This window comes from Pseudomonas sp. SMN11, assembly GCF_052041945.1.
In the GTDB taxonomy this organism is placed as follows: domain Bacteria; phylum Pseudomonadota; class Gammaproteobacteria; order Pseudomonadales; family Pseudomonadaceae; genus Aquipseudomonas.
Genome location: NZ_JBKGGW010000002.1, coordinates 170,591 through 192,632 on the forward strand (window position 1 = coordinate 170,591; position 22,042 = coordinate 192,632).

Here is a 22,042-nt window from a genome sequence, read left to right on the forward strand (position 1 = left end):
GGGCGGTGCACCATGATCGGTATGGACCGCCGCAGCGGCCAGCCGCTGGCCGGCATCGATCATTTGCGCCAGTCCATTGAAGACATCCTCACCACGCCGCTGGGCAGCCGGCGCATGCGCCCGGAGTACGGCAGCCAGCTGCGGCGCTTCGTCGACCTACCGGTCAATGAGGGCTGGAAGAGCGCCGTGCAGGCCGAAGTGGCCCGCGCACTGCGCCGTTGGGAGCCACGTTTGCAACTGGAACGGGTCAAGGTCGTCGCCGTGCTCGACGGCCAGGTCAGCCTGGCCTTGAGTGGCCGCTACCTGGGCGACGAGGCAATGGTGGAGGTGAGCGTATGAGCCAGGTCGACCTGTCGAAACTGCCAGCACCACAGCTGCTGGAAGACCTCGACTACGAAGCCCTCTACCAGTCCGACCTGGGCACCTTCCGCGAATACCTGGGCGATGCCTGGACCGCCAACCTGGAGAGCGATCCGGTCACCAAGCTGCTAGAGGTCGGTGCCTACCGCAAGCTGCTCAACCGGGCCCGCATCAACGACGCCGCCAAGGCGTTGCTGTTGGCTTACGCCCAGAACAGTGACCTGGACCAGCTGGCGGCCAACGTCAGCCTGCAGCGTCTGGTGATCCAGGCCGAGGACCTGGCCAGCGTCCCGCCCGTCGAGGCCTTGCTGGAGTCGGACGATGCCCTGCGCGAGCGGGTGCAACTGGTCTACGAAGGCCTGACCACCGCAGGCCCACGCAACAGTTACATCCTGCATGCCCGCAACGCTTCGGGGCAGGTGGCTGACGCCACCGCCGAAAGCCCGTCGCCGGCCGTGGTGGATGTCACCGTGCTGGGCCTGGAGGGCGATGGCGTGGCCAGCGCAGAGCTACTGGCGCAGGTGGCCGCGTATCTCAACGACGACGATATCCGCCCGGTGGCCGACCGGGTCAATGTGCGCAGTGCCGAGATCTTGCCCTACCGCATCGATGCCGTGCTGTACCTGGCTGACAGCGGCCCGGAGTACGAGGCGATTCTTGCCGAATGCCAGCGCCGCCTGGAGGCCTGGATCAACCCGCGGCGACGGCTGGGTTTGGAAGTAGCCCGCTCAGGTATCGATGCCCAGTTGCATATCGATGGTGTCAGCCGGGTGGAGTTGAACGGCTGGGCCGATATCCGCCCGAGCAAATCCCAGGCCGCCTGGTGCACGGGCTTCACGCTCAAGCGGGGTGGCTGACATGCAGAGCCTGTTGCCGCTCAACCGCACAGCGCTGGAGCGGGCCATCGAAGTGGCGGCCGATGAGGACCTGAAGGTCAGCCTGCGCCTGCTCTACAGCCCTGACAGCTGCCCCGGGCACCTGCTTTATCACCTGGCTTGGGCCTGGTCGGTAGACCGCTGGGAGGACAGCTGGAGCGACGAGATCAAGCGCTCGGTGATCCGCTCGGCATTCTTCGTCCACGCCCACAAAGGCACCCTCGGTGCACTTCGGCGGGTGGTGGAGCCCTTCGGCTACCTGATTGAAGTGCAGGAATGGTGGCAGGCCACACCGCCAGCCGCGGCGGGCACCTTCACACTGAAGATCGGCGTTTCGGATGCGGGCATCAGCGAAAGCACCTACCAGGAACTGTCATCGCTGATCGATGACGCCCGTCCGGTCAGTCGCCACCTGACCGGTCTTGTCATCAGCTTGGAAAGCCGGGGCGCTTTTCATGTCGGCTGCACGATCCAGGACGGCGACGAACTGGACATCTACCCGCTGGCGCCACGTGACATCGAGGTCATTGGCGTCGTAGGCCGGGGTGGCCGCGAACATACAATCGATACCTTGGACATTGCACATGGTTGACCAGACTTCTCAGTTCTATGCCATTCTCACCAACGTGGGCGCGGCGAAACAGGCCAACGCAGATGCCTTGGGCATTGCGTGGAAAATCACTCAGATGGGGGTTGGCGATGCCAATGGCACCGACCCGAGCCCGAATGCCTCGCAGAAAGCTTTGATCAGCGAATGGCGTAGGGCACCGCTCAATCAATTGAAGGTCGATGACAAAGATACTTCGATCATCGTTGCCGAGCAGGTCATCCCGGCGGATGTCGGAGGCAAGTGGATCCGGGAAATCGGTCTTTACGACGCCGATGGTGACTTGATCGCGGTAGCCAATTGTGCGCCTACCTACAAACCACTGCTCAGCCAAGGCTCGGGTCGCACTCAGGTCGTACGCATGAACCTGGTGGTCTCTAGTACCAGTAACGTGCAGTTGAAAATCGACCCGGCAGTGGTCCTGGCCACTCGCGAATGGGTGACTGAAGAGCTGGCTCGCCAGGACTTCAAGCATTCGGTGGTTGTGGCAACCACGGCAAACATTGCATTGAGCGGCTTGCAGGCGGTGGACGGCGTGACACTGCTGGCCGGCAACCGGGTCCTGGTGAAGAACCAGACGGCGGCCAAGGACAATGGCCTGTATGTCGCCGGTAGCGGTGACTGGACCCGAGCCTCGGATGCCGACACCAGCGCCAAGGTTACGCCGGGTTTGCTGGTGCTGGTCGAGAAGGGCGCGACCAATGGTGATAGCGCCTGGCAATTGGTCACCGACCCGCTCATCAGCCTGGGCGTATCGGGGCTGGCATTCGAAATGGCGTTTGGCCGTAGTGGTGTCGCGGCAGGCACCTATCGTAGCGTGACGGTCGACAAGTATGGGCGCGTAACGGCAGCCAGCAATCCGACCACGGTGGCGGGCTACGGCCTCACCGACGTATACACCAAGGCTGCTGTCGACAGTGCATTGGCCCTCAAGGCACCCTTGGCCAGCCCTGTGTTCACCGGTTTGCCACAGTGCCCGACATTGCCCCTTTCGGATAACAGCCTTGGACTGGTGAACACCAAGCATTTGCGTGATTCTTTGGGGGCATTCGGTCTTGGGACTGCGTTTACCGGTGCCATCCCGGCCACCGCCGAAGAGTTGAGCTCACAGCCTTCTGGTAATTACTACTACCCGGCAAGCACATCGCCCTATACAAATTATGCCTTTGTGCAGCGCCTTACCTACTCGAACAACCGCGGGTTCGAGCTGGCCAATATCCCCTACACCGACCGCTTGCTTCTGCGATCAAGCAACAATGACGGTACCTGGCGGGCACCTGTCGAGTTTGCACCGCTCGGTAGCCCGGCGTTTGCAGGTGTGCCAACTGCGCCTACGGCGGCACTTGGCACCGGCAGTACGCAGTTGGCAAACACCGCTTTCGTTCGCAATACCCTGGCGCAATACGGGATTGGCACTCCCGATATGCCGGACCTTTTGAACAAGGATCTCAATACCGTCTACGAAGGTGGTTTGTATTACGTCGGTACGGGGTGCACGCATCTACCTCCAAATGCCACGGCTGGCTATCTGCAGGTGTGGGGCAATGCTTCGAACCACGGTGTGCAGAAGATGATTGTCGTCGGCGGTAACGAATGGAGCCGTACGGCCGTTGCGGGTGTCTGGAGCGACTGGAGTACGCTGGAGGGGGTGCCTCCAGGAGAGGTGACTTTCTTCGCCTGTGCTGCAGCGCCACGTGGTTATCTCAAGGCAAATGGCGCGGCCGTCAGCCGGGCCGAATATCCAAGGCTGTTCGCTGCCATCGGAACCACCTACGGGGTGGGCAACGGTACAACCACCTTCAATGTGCCGGACCTTCGAGGTGACTTCATCCGTGCGCTGGATGAAGGCCGAGGCGCGGACCTCAATCGCACGCTCGGGTCATGGCAGGATCACCAGAACGCGAGCCATACCCATGCTGCAACCATTGCCACGGCGGGGGCGCATGTCCACTCGGTCAGCGGCACGGCTGCGGCAGCCGGCCAGCACACCCACGGTGCTCCACGTGCGCAGAACAACAACGTCGGTGGCGGCTCACCGAACTTCACCACTGCAAACCTGCAGAACGGCGACACGGCGCAGACCTATGCAGCCGGCCAGCACACTCACGACATCAGCGCGACGGCATGGACTGCCGGCGATCACACACATGCCGCCACCGTGCTTGCCAGCGGTGGCAGCGAGTCGCGACCACGCAACGTTGCGTTGATTGCCTATATCAAGTACTGACGAGGCCACCATGGACGCCCCAACGATCTACCACGCGGACCCTTTCAACTGGCAATTCTGCGGGACCGGTACCGCCGACCCTGACCCAGTCGTGCTGGGCAACTGGCTGGTGCCGGCCCGCGCGTATCTTGATGCCCCTCCGCAGGCAGCAAAGGGCTATGCGGTCGTCCGTAACAGCGACCAGACCGCATGGGAACTGGTCGAGGACCACCGCGGAGAGTTATTCAGCACGGTCACCGGCGAACCGCTGCTCTTCTTGCAGCTCGGGCCCTTGCCCGTCGGGCTGGCTCATGAGCCTCGCCCAGGGCCTTATCACCACTGGGACGGGCAGGTCTGGGTGCTCGATAGCGCGGCTCAGCAGTTGGGCATGCGCCAGGAAGCCTTGATCCAGCGCGACGAACGCCTGGTGCTCGCCAGTATGCGCATTGCGCCGCTGCAGGATGCCATCGACCTGGATCGAGCCACCGAATCGGAGCTTTCGCAGCTGCAGGCCTGGAAAACCTATCGGATCGAGCTCGGGCGAATCGAGCAACAAACCGGTTTCCCAACCGACGTCGAATGGCCGCCGAGCCCTGAAGACGATCAGTTATTCACCTGACGCCCCGCACTGCCGGGGCGTTTTCTTTTCTGCTGTATCACTTTGGCCCCGTGTGACGGGGCTTCTTGTATCTGGAGATTTTATGAGCGGATTCTTCCACGGCGTCACCGTGACCAACGTCGACACCGGCGCCCGCAGCATCGCGCTGCCTTCTTCCTCGATTATTGGCCTGGTCGACACCTTCACCGAAGGTGCTGGCGCCACCGCCAAGGCCAACGACCTGGTGCTGATCACCAGCGAACGTGAAGCCGTCGCCGCCTTCGGTGAGCAGGCGGCCATTACCAGGGCCTGCCGCGCCATCTTCACCCGTGCCAAGGCAGTCATCGTCGCCTGTGGCGTGGCCAAGCTGGACGATGCGGCCGAACAAACCGCAGCGATCATCGGCAGCGTTCAAGCCGACGGCAAGCGCACCGGCCTGCAGGCGCTGCTCGACGGCAAGAGCCGTTTCAACGCCCAGCCACGGCTGCTGGCAGCCCCGCGCCACAGCGCGACCCAGGCGGTCGGCACCGCACTGGTGGCCCTGGCCGACAAGCTGCGCGGTATCGCCATCATCGACGGCCCGAACACCACAGACGAAGCGGCCATCGACTACGCCAAGAACTTCGGCGCCAAGCGCGCTTTCCTGGTCGACCCGGGTGTGCAGTACTTCGACAACGGCGAGGAGGCTACCGTCGATGCGCCGGGCTCGGCCTGGGTCGCCGGCCTGTTCGCCTGGACCGACAGCGAATACGGCTTCTGGGCCTCGCCGTCGAACAAGGAGTTCGTCGGCATCACCGGCACCACCCGCCCGGTGGAGTTCCTCGATGGCGACGACAGCTGTCGCGCCAACCTGCTGAACAACGCCAACATCGCCACCATCATCCGCGACGACGGCTTCCGCCTGTGGGGTAACCGCACCCTGTCCAGCGACCCGAAATGGGCCTTTGTCACCCGTGTGCGGACCATGGACATCGTCATGGACGCGATCCTCTACGGCCACAAGTGGGCCGTCGATCGCGCCATCACCGCCACCTACGTCAAGGACGTCACCGAGGGCCTGCAGGCCTTCATGCGCGACCTGAAGAACCAGGGCGCGATCATCAACTTCGAGGTCTTCGCCGACCCGGAGCTGAACACCGCCAGCGCGCTTGAGCAGGGCAAGGTGTACTGGAACATCCGCTTCACCGACGTGCCGCCTGCCGAAAACCCCAATTTCCGCGTTGAAGTCACTAACCAGTGGCTGACCGAAGTCCTCGATTCCGCTGCTTAAGGAGCACACTTACATGGCAATGATTCCCGAAACCCTGGCCAACCTGAACCTGTTCGTCGATGGCGTCAGCTTCCAGGGCGATGTACCCAGCCTGACCCTGCCCAAACTCACCCTGAAGATGGAAGAACACCGCCCCGGTGGCATGGACATGCCGGTCGAGATGGACCTGGGCATGGAGAAGCAGGAAGCGGCCTTCACCACCACCGGCGTGCGCCGTGAAGCGCTGAAGTTCTTCGGCCTGGCCGATGGCAGCGGCTTCAATGGCACCTTCCGCGGTGCCTTCAAGGGCCTCAAGGGCAACATCACCCCGGTGGTGGTGACCTTGCGCGGCACTCTCAAGGAAATCGACATGGGCGACTGGAAGTCCGGCGACAAGGCCGAGATCAAGCACAGCGTCGGCCTGAGCTACTACAAGCTCGAAGTCGATGGCCGCCTGCTCTACGAGATCGACGCGCTGGGCATGAAGCGCGTGATCGACGGCGTCGACCAACTGGCCGCCCAGCGCGCCGCGCTCGGCTTGTAAGGGGGCAACCATGGCTCAAGCGAAAAAGCAGCCACAGTGGCTGACCCTGAGTGCCGACCGCGTCACCGTGCGCTTGTCGCGTCCCAGCGAAGCCAATGGTGTGCAGGTCGACAGCCTGTCGCTGCGCGCACCGACCGTGCGCGATATCCGCAATGCCCAGGCCGGTGGCGGCGTCGACGACGAGCAGCGCGAGCTGAACCTGTTCGCGTCGCTGGCCGAGGTCGGCATCAAGGACCTCGAAGGCCTAGCCCTGAAGGACTATAGCCGCCTGCAAAGCGGCTATTTTCGCCTGGTGCAGGACGACGAACTTTGACCCGGCCCGGCAGAAGGCCGCCGCCAGGCGGCTGGCCAAGGAGCTGAGCTTTTCCGCGAGCGAAATCATGACCATGTCGTACGGCGACATGGTCTGGTGGCTCACCGAATGAAGGGAGATAAGGATGGCGGACAGATCTACGGCGACGGATGTATTGCAACAGCCGCGCTCCGATCCTGAGCGCGATCAAGTCAGCCTGGCCCAAGTGTTCAGTCATCAGAAGCGGATACTTGGGCTTGTTCTGCAGGCAATGAGGCAGAAATCGCCTCAACAGTATGAGACCGAGACGGCAGTTGTGCCGACTGCCGAGCCTGTCGACCACGCGGGTGATGGCGCCTCGAACGATGACAGGGAGATTCAGACGGGTGCTGTTATCGGCCAGTTCTCGATCAGGGCTGGTCCCAGTGGACGGTCCAGGCCCCTCGATATCGATGACTACCCGCTGGGTGCCGATGCAACACCTTCAACTGCCCCAGTTGACCGTGCGCGGCGGCGTACGCAAGCAATCGAAGCGGGCAAGACAGCCGCCCGGGCTGGCAGGTTGGATGCGCTGCTGAAAGTCGGTTCCACTGCCGCGAGCGCTTCCACAGCCCAAGAGTGGGGTGAAGGATTGGGCGGCGCCGCCGGAGGACTTGCCGGGAGCGCATTGGGTGCGGTCTTGAGCAGGTATGCAGGCAAGAATGTCGAGTACGGCAAGGTGCTGGGCGGCTTTCTAGGTGATAAGGCCGGGGCAGCAGCAGGTAAGAGCCTGGCACCTGATCCTGTGTCGAGTGCTCCAGGCGAAGCAGCTGTAACCGAAACGGGTGAATCCCGGAAGGAGGATGCCGACTCGTGGGGGAAACTGGGGCTGGACATGCTGGCCGGTGTAAGTTTCGGCTCGGTTACAGGCATTCAAGATGTCGGTCGGCGTCTACCGGCGTTGGGTATGAAACAGTTCAAGGGATGGGCAGGGAAGGATCGCCCGGCAGCCAATGAGCCTTATCCGCTCGGCGCAGACGCAGGCCCATCGCCTACCGATATCGGCAAGCCTCTGACACCCTGGAGGACAGTCGGCGAGCTTCTCAAGTCCGAAGGGAAGAGTGTCTTGCTGGAGGTGGCCCTCAAGGCAGGCCATACCTACATGACCGCAACCACGGCAGAGGAAGCGGCAGAAGGGTATGGCGGAGCGGTTGGGGGCGCGGCCGGCTCGATTGCAGGTGGCCTGGTCGTTAAACGATTCTTGCCCTTCGTTGACCCTTCTATCGGAATGACCGTTGGATCGGCAATCGGTGACAAGGCCGGAAGCGAATTGGCTGGGTGGATAGTCAGGAGCCTGACCAAGGATGAGGTGGCCCGCAAGCCTTTAGCACCGATTTCTCTTCTTGATCCTGCAAAGCAACCGGTCACACCCATACCGGACCACTCCTTCTTAGAACTTCAACTGGGCACGACCACCGGCAGGCGCCTTCTGTCATCACCGGTTGCGGAGCGCCAACAGCAGGTGTCACTGCTGGATCCGCTCAAGCATTCGGTCACTCCCCGGCCGACAGGGGAGTCGGTCGATGAGCAGGTCGGCGCCCGGATCATCAGGCGGCTGTTGGTACCGTCCGCTGCGCACCAGCCTGAGACAGCAAGGCAGCAGCCGTTGGCACCTGTGTCGCTGCTACGGCCTGCTGCACCTGTAGAACCGCGTGAGGAAAAGGATGAACGTCCGTTACCCATGCGTGTTCCTGCTGCATCGACTGTCCTGCCAGACCCTGCTACCCCGGTTTCTTCCTCCCTCAACGACCAACAGCCGATCGATCAGCATTACACCTTCAACACCAGCATGCCGGTAACGGTCAATGGCAGCCTTGATCATCCAGCGACCCTGCAGCAACTGGAAGCGATAGTGAAACGCACCTTGCAAGAGCTGATTAGTCGCAATGCCTCTACACAGCTTTCTGATCCCATCTACGTATGAGGAGTTTTCATGACCTACCTGGAACAGTTGCAAGGCGGCTTGCATGCACTGGTCAAGGCGGGCGAGGAGGGGCGTCGGCATGCCGACGCCATGCTCGACCCGATACAGCAGGCGGTCGGCCACGCCAAGGAGGCGGCCGCCGAACTCGAAGCCCTGCCATGGATCGGCAAGGAAATCGGCAAGCGCCTGCAACGCACGATGCGCGCCATCGACTCGGCCAAGCAGCGCGTCGACAAGGTGGTCGCCAAGTACGACCAGACGCTGGAGGTGGTGCGCAAGGTGCGGGACCAGGTCGATGCCTTTGCCGAGCACCTGGGCAAGGCCGACGCGGCAATCCGCCGGGTGATCGGCGATGTGAAGGCCGTGGCCAAGGGCGTGTTGTCGACCTTTGGCTTCGCGCCCGAGGCTACGCCGGCGGCCGAGGCGATCAAGCCGTTCCCGCACCTGCTGGTGTTGCAACCTTTGAAGGCCAACGCTGCGCCTTACTACTTCAACCTCGACACCGCCGCCTTCGACCAGCTGCGCCGGCAAACGCGTTTTCGCTGGGCGGGGCAGGAGCGCCTGAGCCGGGAAAACGCCCAGCAGGCGGTCAGCCTCGGTGAAGAAACCATCAGCATCCGCGGCGCGATCTTCCCCGGTTTCAAAGGTGGCCTCGGCCAGTTGCAGGCACTGCGCGGCATTGGCCGCCAGCTGCTGCCGCTGTCGCTGACTACCGGTTACGGCGAAGTGCTCGGTACCTGGTGCCTGACCAGCATCGAGGAAGACCAGGGCGCCTTGCTGGCCGGTGGCATTCCCCGCAAACAAGGTTTCTCACTGGAGTTCGTCAGCTATGGACAAGACTTGCAAAACGTCTGAGGGCGATGTGCTCGATACCCTCTGCCATCACTATTACGGGCACCTCGACGGCAGTGTCGAAGCGGTGCTCCAGGCCAACCAGGGGCTGGCCGAGGAGGCCCAGCCGTTTCGCAGCGGGGTGATGATTCGTTTGCCGATGTTGGCGCTGGCGCAGGCCAACGTCGTGCAGCTGTGGGACTGATGCCATGCAACCGCAATTTCGCATCCAGGCCGACGGCAAGGACATCACTGCGCTGATCAACGACCGCCTGTTGCTGCTGCGCACCACCGACAAGCCGGGCATGGAGTCGGACGACTTCGAACTGCGCATCGACGCCCGCGATGGCGCCTTGGCGCTGCCCGCGCGTGGCGCGTTGATCGAGGTGCATCTGGGGTACGCCGGCCAGCCGCTGACCCGGCTGGGGCGTTACACCGTCGATGAGGTCGAGTTATCCGGCCCGCCCGACACCCTGGTGATCCGTGGCAAGGCCAGTGACCTGCGTGGTACTGGCCGAACCATCCGCAGCGGCAGCTGGGAGGGCATGCCGTTGCAGCGCATTGTTGCCGAAATCGGCGCACGCAATGGCTGGCAGGCGATCTGCCCGGTGCTCACCCTGGTGCCGCGGGTCGATCAGTACAACGAATCGGATTTCAATTTCATCACCCGCCTGGCCTTGCAGTACGACAGCACCGCCAAGCTCGCCAACGGCCAGTTGCTGGTGCTGCCGCGCCAGGGCGGGCAGAGCGCCAGCGGCAAGCCCCTGGATGTAGTCGCTATTGCCCGCAGCGATGTCAGCCAATGGTATTTCCGCCTGGACGACAAATCCGCGCGCAAGGCCGTACGCACCCGTCACCAGGACAGTGCCAGCGGTGAGCTGATGACGGTCGAACTGGCCAACGACGGGGCTGCGGATGGCCAGCGGCCGGTGCACACCGACCGTCACCTGTACCCCAACCGCGCCGCCGCCGAGCAGGCGGCCAGGGCGCGGCTGGCCAGCTTCAACCGCAGCACCGCCCATGTGCGCCTCGACCTGCCTGGGCGCACCGACCTGTTCGCCGAACGCAGCATCGCCCTGCAGGGCTTTGTCGATGGCCTCGACGGGCAATACCAGATCGACTCGGTGGAGCAGGTGTTCACCGCCTCGGGCTGGCGCACCACGCTGCAGGGCAATGGCGGCAAGGCGGGCAAGGTACAGGCCAAGGGCGCAGCGCCCCGCCGCAAGGCTGCGATCAAGGCTTGAGGACGATACAGGGAAGGAGTGTCAGACATGCTCACTGAAACGCAATTGCTACACATTTTGCCGAACGCCCGCCCCGTTGCAGGCGTTTTTCTGTCGGCACTGAACGTCACCCTGCCACGTTGGGAAATCGACAACCCCAAGCGTGTGGCGGCGTTCGTCGCCCAGGTCGGCCACGAGTCCGGCCAGTTCCGCTATGTGAAGGAGCTGGGCAACGACCGCTACCTGGCGCGCTATGACACCGGTAGCCTGGCCTTGCGCCTGGGCAACACGCCGCAGGCCGATGGCGATGGCCAGTTGTACTGCGGGCGCGGCCTGATCCAGGTCACCGGGCGCAACAACTATCAGGCCTGCAGCCGTGCGCTGTTCGGCGACGAGCGCCTGCTGGCGCAACCGCAGTTGCTCGAACAGCCGCGCTGGGCCTGCGAGTCGGCGGCGTGGTTTTGGCATTCGCGTGGGCTCAATGGCCTGGCTGACCGCGGCGAGTTCAATCGCATCACGCGCCATATCAATGGTGGGCTCAATGGGCTGGAGGATCGCCTCAAGCTCTGGGCGCGGGCGCGCGAGGTGCTGTGTTGAGCCGCTTGCAACTGGGCCTCGGTGCATTGCTGATGGTGCTGTGCGTAGCGCTGGCCTGGCAGGTGCAGGGCTGGCGCTACGGGCGGCAACTGGCGCAGCAGGCGCAAGCCCAGGCCGATGCCGAGGCTGCCCGGCTGCTCGCCGAGCGCGGTCAGCGCCAATCCCTCGAACAACGCCTGGAACAAAGTGAAAGCCGTCATTTCAAGGAGTTTGCCGATGCGCAACACGCTCAGGCTCGCCTGCGTGATCGCCTTGCTACTGCCGATCTGCGCCTGTCGGTCCTGGTCGAGCGCGACGCCGCCTGCAACGCAGTGCCTGCCGCCGCCGGCGCCGGCAGCGTGGATCATGCAACCGTACGCGCCGGACTTGAGCCGGCGCATGCTCGACGAATTATCGCCATCACCGATGAAGGGGACCGGGGGTTGATTGCGTTGCGGGCTTGTCAGGATTATGTCCGCAAGCTGTATGCCGATTGATTTTCAAATGTTGTTCAGATGGTGGAACATGGCGCTTCATGGCGCTTCTGGGTATGGGGCGCCAAAATCCGTCGCAGGGAGTGAGCGATAAGGCATGCGAACATGCAAGACGTTGTCCCGTTTATCAGGACCGGCAAGTATCACGCTAGTGAGTTTGTTGCCCATTTTCATTGTTGCGGCGTGGATGTTTCTTTTACCTGCAGGTGATTTTTCATCGCGTTTTGAAAACTTCATCGACTTGCACCTGTTTGGCAGAGTCGGCCCTTGGTCTTCACGCTTTCCTCTGGACTCCAAGGTGATAGCCAATTACGTAGTTATCGCTGCGCCAATTGTTTCCCTGGTGTTGATACTGCATTGGCGTAAGCATCGTTTCCGCCCGGCGGAACCATTGCTGGCCATCAATCGGCGACGCTTCGTGCTGTTGTGCTGCTCGATTGTAGCGATCGCTACGGTGAGCATTTACTACAGCTATTTCAGTTACCTGGACGCCTCCGCAGGGCGCTCCAAATACCGCATATTTGGTGAAAGCCGTGTGCTCTTTCCGGTGTTTGCGGCCATGTTCATGGTGATGTTCGAGTATTCGCTGCTGGCGGCCTATCTCGTGTTCATTCACTACCCCTTGTGGTTGCTCGCGCAGCGTCGTGCCAGCCATTGATCGTGTATTCAGGGGCCTGTTAGGGTGACGACCAGTTTTTGCGAGGAATCTGTCATGGACCCGATCACCGTTCTCTCCACCCGCCTTGGCGAACACCTGCGCCGCTTCAGCGCGCAAGTGACCACCGCCGAATCCTGCACTGGCGGTGGCATCGCCGAGGCCATCACCCGGGTGCCCGGCAGCTCGGCCTGGTTCGAGGCCGGTTACGTAACCTATTCCAATGCCCAGAAAACCCGTCAGCTGAACGTGCCCGAGGCGCTGTTCTCCGAGGTTGGCGCGGTCAGCCAGGAAGTGGTCGAGGCCATGGCCCGTGGCGCCCAGGCCGCCAGCGGCGCACGCTTTGCCGTGGCCGTCAGTGGCGTGGCCGGGCCCGACGGCGGTTCACCGGCCAAGCCGGTGGGGACCGTGTGGCTCGCCTGGGCCGATGGAAATCATGTCAGCAGCGAACGCCGGCACTTCGACGGTGACCGCGAATCGGTACGCCGACAGACGGTGATCGCCGCGTTAGACGGCTTGTTACAGCTTGGCACCGAGTAAATCGACGACAGGGGTTTGCGCGCGCGCCAGCCTGTGGAATAATACTGGCTACTTATACAGGTATTCCGGCCGTCAGGGCCAAGTCGAACACGTGAGGATTTCAATGGACGACAACAAGAAGCGCGCCTTGGCTGCGGCCCTGGGTCAAATCGAACGCCAATTCGGCAAAGGCGCGGTCATGCGCATGGGCGACCACGAGCGCCAGGGCATCCCGGCCATTTCCACCGGCTCCTTGGGCCTGGACATCGCGCTTGGCATCGGCGGTCTGCCAAAAGGCCGTATCGTTGAAATCTACGGCCCGGAGTCCTCGGGTAAAACCACGCTGACCCTGTCGGTCATCGCCGAAGCCCAGAAGAATGGCGCTACGTGCGCCTTCGTCGACGCCGAACACGCCCTCGACCCTGAATATGCCGGCAAGCTGGGCGTCAACGTCGACGACCTGCTGGTCTCGCAGCCGGACACCGGCGAACAGGCCCTGGAAATCACCGACATGCTGGTGCGCTCCAACGCCGTTGACGTAATCATCGTCGACTCCGTGGCTGCACTGGTGCCGAAGGCCGAGATCGAAGGTGAAATGGGCGACATGCACGTCGGCCTGCAGGCCCGTCTGATGTCCCAGGCACTGCGCAAGATCACCGGTAACATCAAGAACGCCAACTGCCTGGTCATCTTCATCAACCAGATCCGCATGAAGATCGGCGTGATGTTCGGTAGCCCGGAAACCACCACCGGTGGTAACGCCCTGAAGTTCTACGCCTCGGTGCGCCTGGACATCCGCCGTACCGGCGCGGTCAAGGAAGGCGACGAAGTGGTCGGCAGCGAAACCCGCGTCAAGATCGTCAAGAACAAGGTCTCGCCTCCGTTCCGTCAGGCCGAGTTCCAGATCCTTTACGGCAAGGGTATCTACCGCAACGGCGAAATCATCGACCTGGGTGTTTCCCAAGGCCTGGTGGAGAAGTCCGGTGCCTGGTACGCCTACCAAGGCAACAAGATCGGCCAGGGCAAGGCCAACGCGGCCAAATACCTGGCAGAAAACCCGGCCATTGGTGCCGAGATCGAGAAGCAAATTCGCGAGAAGCTGCTCAAGGCCGGTGCTGTTGCCGAAGCTGGCAAGGCTGCGGCCGCTGAAGCCGATGCCGACGACATGGCTGACGCCGACGCCGGTTATTGATAGCAGCTGGTATGTCCGCCGTACTTGACACCCCCGTCGCCGTTAGGCGGACAGCCATGGATCTGCTCGCGCGCCGCGAGCATGGTCGCGTCGAGCTGACGCGCAAGTTGCGTCAGCGCGGTGCCCCGGATGAATTGATCGAGCCTGCGCTCGATCGGCTCGCCGAAGAAGGGCTGCTTAGCGAAGCCCGTTATCTCGAGAGTTTCATCCGATACCGTTCTGGCTCCGGCTATGGGCCGGCGCGTATTCGCGAGGAGCTTGGCCAGCGCGGGCTGAATCGAAGTGATATCGAGCAGGCCCTGCGTGAAAGCGAAGTGGATTGGGCAGCGCTGCTGCGGGATACCTGGCAGCGCAAATTCGCCGGGCTTCGCCCCCAGGATCCTCGAAGTCGCGCCCAGCAGACTCGGTTTCTCGCCTACCGCGGTTTCCCCATGGACATGATCGGTAGGTTGCTCAGCGGCCGGGATCTGGATGATTACTAGTCAAATGGCCTCATCGCTGGCACGCCAGCGATGAGGCCATTTGCTTTATCACGCAAATTACCCTTCAGCTGACCTTCAGCGCCTCCCGAGCCCGCTGGGTAGTATGCATCGGCTCCGGTTTGGCCCAGTTTTCCGGCAAGTTGATGAAATCGACCAGTTCCCGCAGTCGCCCCTGGTCACGGCCATTGAAGGCAAACGTCAGCCGCGTCAGATGGTTGAAGTTACCCACCTCGTGCTCGGCACCGCTGTCGGCGTGTTGGTGATACCGGCCACTCAGGCGCAAGTCAGCAAACCCCTCCTGAATGTCCTGCAGTGCGGCCTCGCTGAGCCGATGGTGCATGCGGATCACGAACTGGTTCTTCAGCCAGCGGCTGGAGTGATAGTTGCTGTAGAACTGGTTGATTTCCTCGACGGCCTCATCGGCGCTGTGCACCAGCCGCAGCAGCTTCAAGTCACTGGGCAGGATGTAGCGGTTTTCTTCGAGCTGGCGGCTGATAAACGCCAGGCAGTCGCGCCAGAACGTGCCACCCGGTGAGTCCAGCAGTACCACCGGCACCAGTGGGCTCTTGCCGGTCTGGATCAGCGTCAGTACTTCAAGCGCTTCATCCAGGGTGCCGAAGCCGCCGGGGCAGAGCACCAGTGCATCGGCCTCCTTGACGAAGAACAGCTTGCGAATGAAGAAGAAGTGGAACGGCAGCAGCTTGTCGGTGCCATCCACCGTGGCATTGGCATGCTGCTCGAAGGGCAAGGTGATGTTGAAGCCCAGGCTATGGTCACTGCCAGCGCCTTCGTGGGCGGCCGCCATGATGCCGCCGCCAGCCCCGGTAATGACCATCAGTTCGGAGCGGGCGAGGGTCGCCCCCAGTTCACGGGCCAGGGCGTACATCGGGTGTTCCACGGGGGTGCGTGCCGAGCCGAACACGGTGACCTTGCGTCGCCCCCGGTAGCGCTGGAGCATGCGGAACGAGTGGTCCAGCTCGCGCAAGGCCTGCAAGGTGATCTTGGCGCTCCAGCGGTCGCTGTCGTCGTGGGCCATGCGCAAGACCGTGAGCATCATGTCGCGATATAGCGGCAGGTTGGGGCTGTCCGGCGCGACCAGTTGCAGTTGCTGGTCGATCTTGCTCAGGTCGATGCCGTGGTCCCTGAAGTGATTGAACAAGTGTTCATTCGATTGGTAAGGCATTCAACGTCTCCTTCTGCAGCAAAACCTCTGACCGGGCCGATGCTGTGGCCCGGCCGCGACACTACGTGTGTCGCTGGCTGCCGTGACTCGAGTGTGCATCCCGAGCATTGCAGTAGCCCTTCAAGACCGTGGACGGGAGTGACAGTCCGGCTAGGCGTTTTTCGGGCCTTCGCTATCAATCTAGACCTTTGCGCCTGATCGTGCAGGCGCGAACACAGCGGCCACTCGTCGGCCGGCGACCAGCTCCGGTGAGGGTTTGGTTAACTGGAGAAGCGAAACGTGTCGATGCAGGAGGTGGCGGTATGCATCGCTTGGTCATCGAGGTAGACCGGCAGCTGTACCAGCAGCTGGAACATGCAGCCCAGGATCACCATGTGAGCCTGGAAACAGAGTGTCGTCGCAGGCTCGCAGCGCTTGAGTGCCAGTCCCGCTACCTGCAGGCACTGCTGGCAGATATGCGCGCCGACGAAGAGTCGCGGCGCGCCGAGGGAGAGCGAGTTACCTAGTCACTTCTTCTTGTTGCCAGCGGTGCAGCTGGCAGCATCGAAGGCCTGGTCCATGACCGGCTGATTGGTCTTGTACACGGTGAAGCGATAGACCATCACCGCACCTTTGGACATCAGGTTTCGGAAACCACTGTTGCGGCAGACGCTGTCGCCCAACTGGCTGCGGACTTGGGCCGGATTTTGTTGCATGCGTGCGGCATGCTCGGCACGTACGCTGAGGTGGTTGACCAGCGCCTTGCCTTCAACGGTGTAGCCCTGATCGAGAATGTCTTCGTTGATGGCGCGAGGGGTGCCGACACTGCTTTCCGTGGCGACCTTCTGCAGCAGCTTGTTGAGCTCGAACTCCTGCTTGGAGGCAGCCTGGGCTGCCAGTGGCAGGGTGAGCAGCAGGCTCAGGGTCGGGACGATAAGACGCAGCATGAATCTCTCCTGGTTCGATGACTGGCGCTTTGACATGCGCCGGCGGCGGGCGTTCCATGAAACCCGCTGCAACGCAGGCAAATTCACGGTGGCCAATGGCGCCGATTATAAGGGGCGGTTGGTTGTGCTGCACGGCCAAATGGCGCCTGCTCTGGTAGACTGGCGTTTTGCACCTTCCGAGTCCTTGCAGTGTCCAGTCACAACCCGTCCACAGGCTTGCCAGCATGAGCCACGCGGTAGCACGCCTGCGTGCCGAGCGCCTGGCACGCAGCATCAAGCCTTTTATTGCCCGTGGTTCACGCGCCGAGCGTTGCCCCGATTGCCGGGTGATCGCCACCCATTGCCTGTGTGCGTGGAAGCCCAAGGTGCAGGCCGACTCCGGCGTGTGCCTGATCATGCATGACACCGAGCCATTGAAGCCGACCAACACTGGCTGGCTGATCGCCGACCTGATCGAAGACACAAGCGCCTTTGGCTGGCTACGCACGTCGGTGGACGAAGGCCTGCTGGCGTTGCTCGACGACCCGCAGTGGCAGCCCTACATCGTCTTCCCTGGCGAGTTCGTCGCCGAGGAGCGGGTGGTCAGCGAGGTCGTCCGCGAACCGGGCAAGCGCCCGTTGTTCATCCTGCTCGATGCCACCTGGACCGAAGCCCGCAAGATGTTCCGCAAGAGTCCGTATCTCGATCGCTTCCCGGTGCTTAGCTTGCAAGCCGAGCAGATGTCGCGCTATCGCTTGCGCCGGTCCAAGCGTGACGATCATTTCTGCACCGCCGAAGTCGCTGCCATGTGCCTGGACCTGGCGGGTGACAACCAGGCTTCCCAGGCGCTGGATGCTTACCTCGACGTGTTCAGCCTGCATTACCTCAGTGGCAAGCGTCGCCTGCCGCTGGATGATCAGGACGACACCCACCAGCGTTTGCATACCTTCCTATAGTCCAAAGGGCATAAGTCTCACTTTGGTTCATAATGACGGGGCTGGCAGCCAGGGTGGGCGAGGCGGCAGGGTAGTTGGCTTGACCACCTCCAGCCGTGCTCGGCATCCTTGGCGCCGATTCCCCGCCAGGCGCTTCACTACCCCGCATGCGCCTGGCACAGAACAGGATCCATAGATCGATGGCCACATACGAAATCCTGATAGCCGATGACCACCCGCTGTTTCGTAGCGCTCTGCGCCAGGCCGTTACCCTCGGCCTGGGCCCCGATGTGCGCCTGGTTGAAGTGGCGAGCATCGCCGAACTGGAAACCCGCCTGAGCGAAAAAGCCGACTGGGACCTGGTCCTGCTGGACCTGAACATGCCGGGAGCCTATGGCTTCTCCGGGCTGGTCCTGCTGCGCGGCCAGTACCCGCAAATTCCGGTGGTAATGGTCTCGGCGCAGGAAGAGGCCGCCGTAGTGGTCAAGTCCCGCGAGTTCGGTGCCAGCGGCTTCATTCCGAAGTCCAGCGGCCTTGAAGTCATTCAGGATGCCGTGAGAAAAGTGCTTGACGGCGATGTCTGGTGGCCACCTCAAGCCTTCGAGAAGGTCGACGTCTCGGCCGAGGCGAAGGCCGCCAGCGAAGGCCTTGCCAGCCTCACCCCACAGCAGTTCCGCGTGCTGACCATGGTCTGCGAAGGTTTGCTGAACAAGCAGATCGCCTATGAACTGAGTGTGTCGGAAGCGACCATCAAGGCCCATGTAACCGCCATCTTCCGCAAGCTGGGCGTGCGCACCCGTACCCAGGCGGCGCTGTTGCTGCAACAACTTGAATCGGTTGCCAGCAGCTGACAACGCCTGGATTCACGCTTTTTTGACCCGTGCCGCACTAGTCTGCTGGCCTTTCTGTTGTGAAGTGACTCACATGACATCGCCATTCAAGGGCCAGACCGGCCTGAAACGCATCTTCAACGCCGCCGGCTATTCGCTGGACGGTCTGCGCGCCGCCTTCAAGGGCGAGGCCGCCTTCCGCCAGCTGGTACTGCTCAACGTACTGCTGATCCCGATCGCCTTCTGGCTGCCGGTGAGCCGTGCCGAGCGGGCAATCATGATCGCCGTGTGCCTGCTCGGCCTGATCGTTGAGCTGTTCAACTCGGCAGTGGAAGCAGCCATCGACCGCATCTCGCTGGAGCGCCACCCGTTGTCGAAGAACGCCAAGGACATGGGCAGCGCCGCGCAACTGGTGGCGCTGACCATGGTCGCGCTGGTATGGGGTGTGATTCTGCTTTAAGCGATCGGTGGCAAGACGATCTCGTCACTGCGGGTAAAGCCCGCAGTGAAGTTACGGCACAGCTCCAGGAATTCACGCATCGCCGAGGTCTGGTATTTCTGCTTGTGCCAGATGAAGTAGAACTGGCGCATCAGGTCCAGCTCCGGCGTCTCCACCGGTACCAGGCTGCCGCGGCGGAAGGCATCGCGCAGGGCCAGGCGGGAAATACAGCCGATACCCAGCCCCGACTCCACGGCACGCTTGATCGCCTCAGTATGTTCCAGCTCCAGGCGGATGTTGAGGCTGGTGCGGTGATGGCGCATGGCCTGGTCGAAGGTCAGGCGTGTGCCAGAACCCTGTTCGCGCAAGATCCAGGCCTCTTGCGACAGAGCTTCGACATCGGCGCGTCCGGCCTTGGCCAGTGGATGTTGCGGAGCACAGAACACCACCAGCTCGTCCTCGACCCACGGCTGCACCTCCAGGTCCGGGTGGTTGCAGTCACCTTCGATCAGACCCAGATCAATTTCGTATTGCGCAACCTGGTGCACGATATGCGCAGTGTTCTGCACATGCAGCTTGACCTGGCTCTCCGGGTGTACCTGCATGAAGCTGCCGATCAGCAGGGTGGCCAGGTAATTGCCGATGGTCAGTGTGGCACCGACCGCAAGGGAGCCGAAGCCGGACTTGCCATTGAGCAGGTCTTCGATTTCCTTGGCCTGGTCGAGCAGGGCGACGGCCTGGGGCAGCAATTGATGGCCCAAGGCATTGAGCGCCAGGCGCTTGCCGGCGCGGTCGAACAGCTGGCAGCTCGATTGCCGCTCAAGTTCGGTGATGGAAGTGCTTGCCGCCGACTGTGAAAGCGCGAGCACGCTGGCAGCCCGCGACACACTCTGGTGCTGGGCCACGGCGACGAATACCTGGAGCTGACGAAGTGTAAATCGCATATCTATATAACCGATAACACATATCTTGATAATTCAGTTAACAGATATTCTCGCTGCCCCTAAACTATCGCGCAACTGCGCGTCTTGCGCGCTGCGTTTTCTTCAGGAGCCCCATCGATGAGCAACATGAACCACGAACGTGTCCTCAGTGTGCACCACTGGAACGACACCCTGTTCAGCTTCAAGTGCACCCGCGACCCGGGCCTGCGCTTCGAGAACGGTCAGTTCGTGATGATCGGCCTGCAGCAGGACAGCGGCCGTCCGCTCATGCGCGCCTATTCCATCGCTTCGCCGAACTGGGAAGAGCACCTGGAGTTCTTCAGCATCAAGGTCCCGGACGGCCCGCTGACCTCGCAGCTGCAGCACCTGAAGGAAGGCGACGAGATCATCATCAGCAAGAAGCCAACCGGCACCCTGGTCCTCGACGACCTGAAACCGGGCAAGCACCTGTACCTGCTGAGCACCGGCACTGGCCTGGCGCCGTTCATGAGCGTCATCCAGGACCCGGAAACCTACGAGCGCTTTGAAAAAGTGATCCTGGTTCACGGTGTGCGTTACGTCAATGAAGTGGCCTACCGCGAGTTCATCACCGAGCACCTGCCGCAGAACGAGTTCTTCGGTGAGTCGGTCCGTGACAAGCTGATCTACTACCCGACCGTGACCCGCGAGCCATTCGAAAACCAGGGCCGCCTGACCGACTTGATGCGCAGCGGCAAGCTGTTCAGCGATATCGGCCTGCCACCGATCAACCCGGAAGACGACCGCGCGATGATCTGCGGCAGCCCGAGCATGCTCGACGAGACCAGCGAAGTGCTCGACAGCTTCGGCCTGAAGGTCTCCCCGCGCATGCGCGAGCCGGGTGACTACCTGATCGAGCGTGCATTCGTCGAGAAGTAAGACGAACGCAGCAACGAAAAAACGCAGACCCGGGTCTGCGTTTTTTTATGCCTGCAAGATGGTGATTTTCAGCCTTCCCGAACGACTTCCAGCACCTGGATCTGATCCGGTTGCGGGTAATGCCAGCGGACCTGCACATCCCAGAACTTCACCCCGTATACCCGTTCCGGCGGTGGCACCTGATAAGCCGGGCGCGGGTCCTGCGCCAGGCATTGTTCGATCAGTTCCACCAGCGGTTCGCCAAGGCGCAGCCCATGTGCGTGGGCCTGGGGCAGGGCGCTGTCGCTCCAGCCAACGGCAATCGCGACCGGCGCATCACTTGCCATCAGGTTGCTTGCCCCGGCCACGCTGTCGGCGTACGGGACATAGGGTTTGATGTCCAGTACCGGCGTTCCGTCCAGCAGGTCGATCCCGGACAGCAACAGGCGCCCTGGTTCCACGCCCTCCAGGCGTACCACCGATTGGCCGATGCCGTTGGGGCGATGGGTGGCGCGGGTGGCGAACACGCCCATGCTCTTGTTGCCGCCCAGGCGTGGCGGGCGCACTTTCAGGCGCGGTTTGTCTTCCAGGGCCTGGTGGAACAGGAACAGCAACCAGACATGGCTGACCTGCTCCAGCCCGGCCACCGCATCGCCCTGATCGAACGGCGGCAGTAGTTCCAGCACCCCGCGGGCAGCTGGCGCCAGCTGCGGCTGGCGCGGGATGGCAAACTTCTCCTTGAAGCAGGAGCGGACGATGCCGACCGGTGCAACGGTATGCTGCATGGTCACTCAGCCGCGCACGCGCAGGGTCAGGCCCTTGAGGAAGTTGCGCAGCAGCTGGTCGCCGCACGGGCGATAGTTGTCATGCCCGACCTTGCGGAACAGCGCGCTCAGTTCAGGCTTGGACACCGGGAAATTGACCGTCTTGAGGATGGCGTGCAGGTCTTCTTCCTTGAGCTCGAAGGCCACCCGCAATTTTTTCAGGATCGTGTTATTGGTCACCGGCAGCTCGACCGGCTGTGGCGGGCGGCTGTCGTCCTTGCCACGGCGGTGGATCACCAGGCCGTCGAGGAAGTGCGCCATGACCCGCTCCGGGCAACGCACAAAACCGGCTTCGTCTTCCTTCTTCAAGTAGGTGGCCAGTACGATCGGGTTAACTTCGAGGCCGGACAGCGCGATGATTTCGGCCATCTTGGCGTCGTTCACCTTGAGCATGTAGCGCAAGCTGCGTAGGACATCGTTGTGGTTCATTGCTGCAAAAT

General features: G+C 62.3%; 28 protein-coding genes. 23 read left to right on the forward strand and 5 right to left on the reverse strand.

The features are described from left to right. The first annotated feature begins 12 nt into the window (after window positions 1-12). From ACLEJU_RS02945 to recX, 18 genes are all read left to right on the forward strand, one after another. On the forward strand, window positions 13-339 hold the full coding sequence (locus ACLEJU_RS02945) for a GPW/gp25 family protein (RefSeq protein ID WP_435422426.1): 327 nt from the start codon (window positions 13-15) through the stop codon (window positions 337-339). Beyond that, on the forward strand, window positions 336-1,217 hold the full coding sequence (locus ACLEJU_RS02950; protein WP_435422425.1) for a baseplate assembly protein: 882 nt from the start codon (window positions 336-338) through the stop codon (window positions 1,215-1,217). Before ACLEJU_RS02945 ends, ACLEJU_RS02950 begins: the two co-directional genes overlap by 4 nt. A gap of 1 nt (window position 1,218) precedes the next feature. Then, the gene (locus ACLEJU_RS02955) at window positions 1,219-1,827 is read left to right on the forward strand and encodes a phage tail protein I (RefSeq protein ID WP_435422424.1); all 609 of its coding nucleotides are present in this window, start codon (window positions 1,219-1,221) and stop codon (window positions 1,825-1,827) included. Then, window positions 1,820-4,069: a phage tail-collar fiber domain-containing protein gene (locus ACLEJU_RS02960; protein WP_435422423.1), complete on the forward strand. Its 2,250-nt coding sequence runs from the start codon at window positions 1,820-1,822 to the stop codon at window positions 4,067-4,069. The genes ACLEJU_RS02955 and ACLEJU_RS02960 overlap by 8 nt, the downstream gene beginning before the upstream one ends. 10 nt (window positions 4,070-4,079) lie before the next feature. After that, a complete protein-coding gene (locus ACLEJU_RS02965) occupies window positions 4,080-4,667 on the forward strand; it encodes a tail fiber assembly protein (protein ID WP_435422422.1) in 588 nt (195 codons plus the stop codon). Between the two features lie 82 nt (window positions 4,668-4,749). Continuing rightward, entirely contained in the window at window positions 4,750-5,916 is a 1,167-nt protein-coding gene (locus ACLEJU_RS02970; protein WP_435422421.1) for a phage tail sheath subtilisin-like domain-containing protein, read from the forward strand. A 13-nt stretch (window positions 5,917-5,929) separates the two neighbouring features. Then, entirely contained in the window at window positions 5,930-6,439 is a 510-nt protein-coding gene (locus ACLEJU_RS02975; RefSeq protein WP_054885338.1) for a phage major tail tube protein, read from the forward strand. A gap of 10 nt (window positions 6,440-6,449) precedes the next feature. After that, complete coding sequence (locus ACLEJU_RS02980) at window positions 6,450-6,752, forward strand: phage tail assembly protein (protein ID WP_435422420.1); 303 nt, start codon at window positions 6,450-6,452, stop codon at window positions 6,750-6,752. 124 nt (window positions 6,753-6,876) lie between these two features. Further along, window positions 6,877-8,694 (forward strand): hypothetical protein, encoded by a 1,818-nt coding sequence (locus ACLEJU_RS02985; RefSeq protein WP_435422419.1) that lies wholly within the window; start codon window positions 6,877-6,879, stop codon window positions 8,692-8,694. 9 nt (window positions 8,695-8,703) lie between these two features. Continuing rightward, complete coding sequence (locus tag ACLEJU_RS02990) at window positions 8,704-9,549, forward strand: phage tail protein (RefSeq protein WP_435422418.1); 846 nt, start codon at window positions 8,704-8,706, stop codon at window positions 9,547-9,549. Continuing rightward, entirely contained in the window at window positions 9,524-9,730 is a 207-nt protein-coding gene (locus tag ACLEJU_RS02995; RefSeq protein ID WP_110639806.1) for a tail protein X, read from the forward strand. The genes ACLEJU_RS02990 and ACLEJU_RS02995 overlap by 26 nt, the downstream gene beginning before the upstream one ends. Before the next feature lie 4 nt (window positions 9,731-9,734). Continuing rightward, complete coding sequence (locus ACLEJU_RS03000) at window positions 9,735-10,769, forward strand: phage late control D family protein (RefSeq protein ID WP_435422417.1); 1,035 nt, start codon at window positions 9,735-9,737, stop codon at window positions 10,767-10,769. A 27-nt stretch (window positions 10,770-10,796) separates the two neighbouring features. Beyond that, window positions 10,797-11,345 carry a glycoside hydrolase family 19 protein gene (locus tag ACLEJU_RS03005; RefSeq protein WP_435422416.1) on the forward strand — a complete coding sequence of 183 codons (549 nt, stop codon included), beginning with the start codon at window positions 10,797-10,799 and terminating at the stop codon, window positions 11,343-11,345. Between the two features lie 32 nt (window positions 11,346-11,377). Then, entirely contained in the window at window positions 11,378-11,821 is a 444-nt protein-coding gene (locus tag ACLEJU_RS03010; protein ID WP_435422490.1) for a lysis system i-spanin subunit Rz, read from the forward strand. Window positions 11,822-11,978: 157 nt separating this feature from the next. Beyond that, entirely contained in the window at window positions 11,979-12,476 is a 498-nt protein-coding gene (locus tag ACLEJU_RS03015; protein WP_435422415.1) for a hypothetical protein, read from the forward strand. A 54-nt stretch (window positions 12,477-12,530) separates the two neighbouring features. After that, window positions 12,531-13,013: a CinA family protein gene (locus ACLEJU_RS03020; RefSeq protein WP_435422414.1), complete on the forward strand. Its 483-nt coding sequence runs from the start codon at window positions 12,531-12,533 to the stop codon at window positions 13,011-13,013. A gap of 103 nt (window positions 13,014-13,116) precedes the next feature. Beyond that, window positions 13,117-14,184, forward strand: a complete 1,068-nt coding sequence (gene recA / locus ACLEJU_RS03025; protein WP_054883434.1) for a recombinase RecA — start codon at window positions 13,117-13,119, stop codon at window positions 14,182-14,184. Window positions 14,185-14,195: 11 nt separating this feature from the next. Next, window positions 14,196-14,666 carry a recombination regulator RecX gene (recX, locus tag ACLEJU_RS03030; protein ID WP_435422413.1) on the forward strand — a complete coding sequence of 157 codons (471 nt, stop codon included), beginning with the start codon at window positions 14,196-14,198 and terminating at the stop codon, window positions 14,664-14,666. Between the two features lie 64 nt (window positions 14,667-14,730). Here recX and ACLEJU_RS03035 read toward each other — a convergent pair whose 3' ends face one another. Then, on the reverse strand, window positions 14,731-15,849 hold the full coding sequence (locus ACLEJU_RS03035) for an LOG family protein (RefSeq protein ID WP_435422412.1): 1,119 nt from the start codon (window positions 15,847-15,849) through the stop codon (window positions 14,731-14,733). Window positions 15,850-16,151: 302 nt separating this feature from the next. Here ACLEJU_RS03035 and ACLEJU_RS03040 point away from each other — a divergent pair, with 302 nt between their 5' ends. After that, window positions 16,152-16,355: a hypothetical protein gene (locus ACLEJU_RS03040; protein WP_435422411.1), complete on the forward strand. Its 204-nt coding sequence runs from the start codon at window positions 16,152-16,154 to the stop codon at window positions 16,353-16,355. Here the strand turns inward: ACLEJU_RS03040 and ACLEJU_RS03045 are convergent, their stop codons facing one another. Further along, window positions 16,356-16,775, reverse strand: coding sequence for a quorum-sensing-regulated virulence factor family protein (locus ACLEJU_RS03045; RefSeq protein ID WP_435422410.1), 420 nt, complete (start codon window positions 16,773-16,775; stop codon window positions 16,356-16,358). Between the two features lie 224 nt (window positions 16,776-16,999). Between ACLEJU_RS03045 and ACLEJU_RS03050 the strand changes: the two genes are divergently transcribed. The 3 genes from ACLEJU_RS03050 to ACLEJU_RS03060 all read left to right on the forward strand — a co-directional run bounded on the left by ACLEJU_RS03050 (window position 17,000) and on the right by ACLEJU_RS03060 (window position 18,979). Then, window positions 17,000-17,710 carry a tRNA-uridine aminocarboxypropyltransferase gene (locus ACLEJU_RS03050; RefSeq protein WP_435422409.1) on the forward strand — a complete coding sequence of 237 codons (711 nt, stop codon included), beginning with the start codon at window positions 17,000-17,002 and terminating at the stop codon, window positions 17,708-17,710. A 179-nt stretch (window positions 17,711-17,889) separates the two neighbouring features. Continuing rightward, window positions 17,890-18,540 (forward strand): response regulator transcription factor ErdR, encoded by a 651-nt coding sequence (erdR, locus tag ACLEJU_RS03055; RefSeq protein ID WP_435422408.1) that lies wholly within the window; start codon window positions 17,890-17,892, stop codon window positions 18,538-18,540. A 73-nt stretch (window positions 18,541-18,613) separates the two neighbouring features. Further along, on the forward strand, window positions 18,614-18,979 hold the full coding sequence (locus tag ACLEJU_RS03060; RefSeq protein WP_010952700.1) for a diacylglycerol kinase: 366 nt from the start codon (window positions 18,614-18,616) through the stop codon (window positions 18,977-18,979). Here ACLEJU_RS03060 and finR read toward each other — a convergent pair. Next, window positions 18,976-19,902: a LysR family transcriptional regulator FinR gene (gene finR / locus ACLEJU_RS03065; RefSeq protein WP_103445299.1), complete on the reverse strand. Its 927-nt coding sequence runs from the start codon at window positions 19,900-19,902 to the stop codon at window positions 18,976-18,978. The two genes, ACLEJU_RS03060 and finR, sit on opposite strands and share 4 nt — an antisense overlap. A 117-nt stretch (window positions 19,903-20,019) precedes the next feature. Here finR and fpr point away from each other — a divergent pair, with 117 nt between their 5' ends. Then, window positions 20,020-20,799: a ferredoxin-NADP reductase gene (gene fpr / locus ACLEJU_RS03070; RefSeq protein WP_435422407.1), complete on the forward strand. Its 780-nt coding sequence runs from the start codon at window positions 20,020-20,022 to the stop codon at window positions 20,797-20,799. Between the two features lie 68 nt (window positions 20,800-20,867). Here fpr and tsaA read toward each other — a convergent pair whose 3' ends face one another. Continuing rightward, window positions 20,868-21,563, reverse strand: a complete 696-nt coding sequence (gene tsaA / locus ACLEJU_RS03075) for a tRNA (N6-threonylcarbamoyladenosine(37)-N6)-methyltransferase TrmO (protein WP_435422406.1) — start codon at window positions 21,561-21,563, stop codon at window positions 20,868-20,870. Between the two features lie 6 nt (window positions 21,564-21,569). Further along, window positions 21,570-22,031, reverse strand: coding sequence for a DUF1456 family protein (locus ACLEJU_RS03080; RefSeq protein WP_103445297.1), 462 nt, complete (start codon window positions 22,029-22,031; stop codon window positions 21,570-21,572). Window positions 22,032-22,042: the final 11 nt, after the last annotated feature.

What these genes read in the sequence shown, in the direction of transcription:
- ACLEJU_RS02945 (WP_435422426.1), top strand. Translation starts at nt 13, where the DNA reads ATGATCGGTATGGACCGCCGCAGCGGCCAGCCGCTGGCCGGCATCGAT.
- ACLEJU_RS02950 (WP_435422425.1), top strand. Translation starts at nt 336, where the DNA reads ATGAGCCAGGTCGACCTGTCGAAACTGCCAGCACCACAGCTGCTGGAA.
- ACLEJU_RS02955 (WP_435422424.1), top strand. Translation starts at nt 1,219, where the DNA reads ATGCAGAGCCTGTTGCCGCTCAACCGCACAGCGCTGGAGCGGGCCATC.
- ACLEJU_RS02960 (WP_435422423.1), top strand. Translation starts at nt 1,820, where the DNA reads ATGGTTGACCAGACTTCTCAGTTCTATGCCATTCTCACCAACGTGGGC.
- ACLEJU_RS02965 (WP_435422422.1), top strand. Translation starts at nt 4,080, where the DNA reads ATGGACGCCCCAACGATCTACCACGCGGACCCTTTCAACTGGCAATTC.
- ACLEJU_RS02970 (WP_435422421.1), top strand. Translation starts at nt 4,750, where the DNA reads ATGAGCGGATTCTTCCACGGCGTCACCGTGACCAACGTCGACACCGGC.
- ACLEJU_RS02975 (WP_054885338.1), top strand. Translation starts at nt 5,930, where the DNA reads ATGGCAATGATTCCCGAAACCCTGGCCAACCTGAACCTGTTCGTCGAT.
- ACLEJU_RS02980 (WP_435422420.1), top strand. Translation starts at nt 6,450, where the DNA reads ATGGCTCAAGCGAAAAAGCAGCCACAGTGGCTGACCCTGAGTGCCGAC.
- ACLEJU_RS02985 (WP_435422419.1), top strand. Translation starts at nt 6,877, where the DNA reads ATGGCGGACAGATCTACGGCGACGGATGTATTGCAACAGCCGCGCTCC.
- ACLEJU_RS02990 (WP_435422418.1), top strand. Translation starts at nt 8,704, where the DNA reads ATGACCTACCTGGAACAGTTGCAAGGCGGCTTGCATGCACTGGTCAAG.
- ACLEJU_RS02995 (WP_110639806.1), top strand. Translation starts at nt 9,524, where the DNA reads ATGGACAAGACTTGCAAAACGTCTGAGGGCGATGTGCTCGATACCCTC.
- ACLEJU_RS03000 (WP_435422417.1), top strand. Translation starts at nt 9,735, where the DNA reads ATGCAACCGCAATTTCGCATCCAGGCCGACGGCAAGGACATCACTGCG.
- ACLEJU_RS03005 (WP_435422416.1), top strand. Translation starts at nt 10,797, where the DNA reads ATGCTCACTGAAACGCAATTGCTACACATTTTGCCGAACGCCCGCCCC.
- ACLEJU_RS03010 (WP_435422490.1), top strand. Translation starts at nt 11,378, where the DNA reads ATGGTGCTGTGCGTAGCGCTGGCCTGGCAGGTGCAGGGCTGGCGCTAC.
- ACLEJU_RS03020 (WP_435422414.1), top strand. Translation starts at nt 12,531, where the DNA reads ATGGACCCGATCACCGTTCTCTCCACCCGCCTTGGCGAACACCTGCGC.
- recA (WP_054883434.1), top strand. Translation starts at nt 13,117, where the DNA reads ATGGACGACAACAAGAAGCGCGCCTTGGCTGCGGCCCTGGGTCAAATC.
- recX (WP_435422413.1), top strand. Translation starts at nt 14,196, where the DNA reads ATGTCCGCCGTACTTGACACCCCCGTCGCCGTTAGGCGGACAGCCATG.
- ACLEJU_RS03035 (WP_435422412.1), bottom strand. Translation starts at nt 15,849, where the DNA reads ATGCCTTACCAATCGAATGAACACTTGTTCAATCACTTCAGGGACCAC.
- ACLEJU_RS03040 (WP_435422411.1), top strand. Translation starts at nt 16,152, where the DNA reads ATGCATCGCTTGGTCATCGAGGTAGACCGGCAGCTGTACCAGCAGCTG.
- ACLEJU_RS03045 (WP_435422410.1), bottom strand. Translation starts at nt 16,775, where the DNA reads ATGCTGCGTCTTATCGTCCCGACCCTGAGCCTGCTGCTCACCCTGCCA.
- ACLEJU_RS03050 (WP_435422409.1), top strand. Translation starts at nt 17,000, where the DNA reads ATGAGCCACGCGGTAGCACGCCTGCGTGCCGAGCGCCTGGCACGCAGC.
- erdR (WP_435422408.1), top strand. Translation starts at nt 17,890, where the DNA reads ATGGCCACATACGAAATCCTGATAGCCGATGACCACCCGCTGTTTCGT.
- ACLEJU_RS03060 (WP_010952700.1), top strand. Translation starts at nt 18,614, where the DNA reads ATGACATCGCCATTCAAGGGCCAGACCGGCCTGAAACGCATCTTCAAC.
- finR (WP_103445299.1), bottom strand. Translation starts at nt 19,902, where the DNA reads ATGCGATTTACACTTCGTCAGCTCCAGGTATTCGTCGCCGTGGCCCAG.
- fpr (WP_435422407.1), top strand. Translation starts at nt 20,020, where the DNA reads ATGAGCAACATGAACCACGAACGTGTCCTCAGTGTGCACCACTGGAAC.
- tsaA (WP_435422406.1), bottom strand. Translation starts at nt 21,563, where the DNA reads ATGCAGCATACCGTTGCACCGGTCGGCATCGTCCGCTCCTGCTTCAAG.
- ACLEJU_RS03080 (WP_103445297.1), bottom strand. Translation starts at nt 22,031, where the DNA reads ATGAACCACAACGATGTCCTACGCAGCTTGCGCTACATGCTCAAGGTG.